The organism is Bacillus sp. AFS037270, from assembly GCF_002585305.1.
In genome coordinates, this window is the sequence record NZ_NUNF01000142.1 from 1 (window position 1) to 2,070 (window position 2,070).

At 32.5% G+C, this 2,070-nt stretch carries 2 protein-coding genes; both read right to left on the reverse strand.

What is annotated here, in order from left to right:
- Positions 1 to 49: 49 nt before the first annotated feature.
- A complete protein-coding gene (locus COD92_RS31380; protein WP_098532332.1) occupies positions 50 to 877 on the reverse strand; it encodes an ATP-dependent DNA ligase in 828 nt (275 codons plus the stop codon).
- Positions 878 to 1,497: 620 nt separating this feature from the next.
- Positions 1,498 to 1,773, reverse strand: a complete 276-nt coding sequence (locus COD92_RS31390) for a hypothetical protein (RefSeq protein ID WP_098532334.1) — start codon at positions 1,771 to 1,773, stop codon at positions 1,498 to 1,500.
- Positions 1,774 to 2,070: the final 297 nt, after the last annotated feature.

The following is a 2,070-nucleotide window of genomic DNA, read 5'->3' on the forward strand; positions in this document are numbered from 1 at the left end:
ACTTAAACTATCGGGTGCTTTAGTTGAAGAAGAAACAAAAAAGAGTGAACTAATAATTAGCCCACTCTACAAAACTAGGGATTCTAAGGAGTCCCTTTTTAGTTAGGTTGCGATATTTAACCTTTGCCTTTAGTTTAGGATCAAGATAAACGAACTTATCATTTTCTTCTATAATATAGTCTCTGTATTGTCTATAAAATTCCTTTCGACTAGCGATAGGTATGAACTCCATGATTCCTGCGTATTTGCCATTATCAAAGTTTAGAAGTAGTCCAAATTCATCTTTCCTTAATCCAGATATAAAGACATCCTCATACTGATAATTAATGACCTTTAACCAATCATGAGAGCGTTTATTTATTTGATACTTGGAATCTGCTTTCTTCTGTACAATTCCCTCTAGTTCATGCTGCTTAATTAACTCAAAGTACTGTTCAGCATTACCTTCAATCCACTGGACTTTATTTAATAATGCTGTATCTTCAGGTATGATTTCATTTAGTAATTCTTTACGGTCTAATAATGGTAAATGAGCAATCTTTTCACCATTGTAATAAATAATATCGAAGACGCTATAGGAAATTTGATGTTTATACTTATTTGACAAAAAACGTTCCATTGTGGCTTCAAAGTCTGGTCTACCTAGATTATCAGTAACAATAATCTCACCGTCTAGTACAGTTCCATTAGGGATAGGAAGGTTAATCAATTCGGGGAACTTAGAAGTAATCTCATTGTTGTGTCTGGTGTAGATTCTAACTTTATCATTAACCTTAGTCCAAATAGTACGGAATCCGTCTAGTTTCAGTTCAGTTATATAGTTATCATCGTCAAATGGATGATCTGATTTGTGTAATAACATTGGAGAAATAAACAAATATACCACCTCAAGATAATTGTACCATGACAATTTTTATCTCAAGATGGTAATTAAATGTAAATTGCGTGACTATTCACAAGCCACTGTTGAATTTTAAACATCAATTTATCCAGTAATCATTTGTTCTTATTAAAGTAAAGCCCCGGTTACTGAAATAAAGATAATAAAATCCACATTTTATTAAGCAATAAAGGTCCAATTAAATTCATTTAGAAAATCACAGTTTTTGCCCACAAGATGAACAAAAATTTCCAGGTGTAATCTTATGTCCACAATGACGGCAATACGATATCCCTCCCGTTGAAGGTACAGTTTGAATCTTTGTCTCATTAACCGCTTGCTCGTAAAATATTGATTCTAGTTGAGTTTGAAAACATGGGCATACGTACTTGTCAACTTCAGTTTCAAAAATCTGATTACATTCCCGACACATACGTATATAAACACGTTTGGCAAATATAGGGACAATTATCCATCTACATAATAAATACGCCCCAAGAAAGTTTCCGACTGCTTCAATCGGATTAAGCGTCCTAGTGAACGCAAAGATAATTATGTTAATAAGCAATGCTGCAACTATTGGTAATTTAGCAATTGGTCCCACATACTTCATAACTTCACCTTACCTCTAAAGCATCACGTAACCTATAAATTATATTCTCAATATCTGTTACTTTATTTGAAAGATTTGAGCCTTCCAAATCATCAATCCGCTCTCCTAATTCCCCAATGTCATCACTAAGACTATCTATTTTAGAATTATCCTTACTAATCTTTTTAACCAGTTCCTCTATATCGTCAAGTCTTTTATTGATTTTTCCCACATTCGTAGCAAGATCCAAAACCGCTTTCCCAATGTTATCCAGCAAATGATCAAGTTCTACTTTATTCAAATTATATCCCCCTCTGCCCTCTTTTCCTTCTTATATAATAATACAATAATTTACATGCGAAAAGCGTGATTTTAACCACCTCAAATGAAATTTCCTTAAGGTAAATCTCATACTCTAACAAATTAAATATATTGATATTAATATTTATTATTGAACTAAACTGCATCATAGTTGAAGAAGGAAATCATCAAAGCTATTTTTCGAAAAAATAAGAGCAGCATTTAAGCCACTCTTTTAACTAACAGTTACCTTCAGTAATGGATTAATATACTTACGATGTGAAAAACGGTGTTAAAA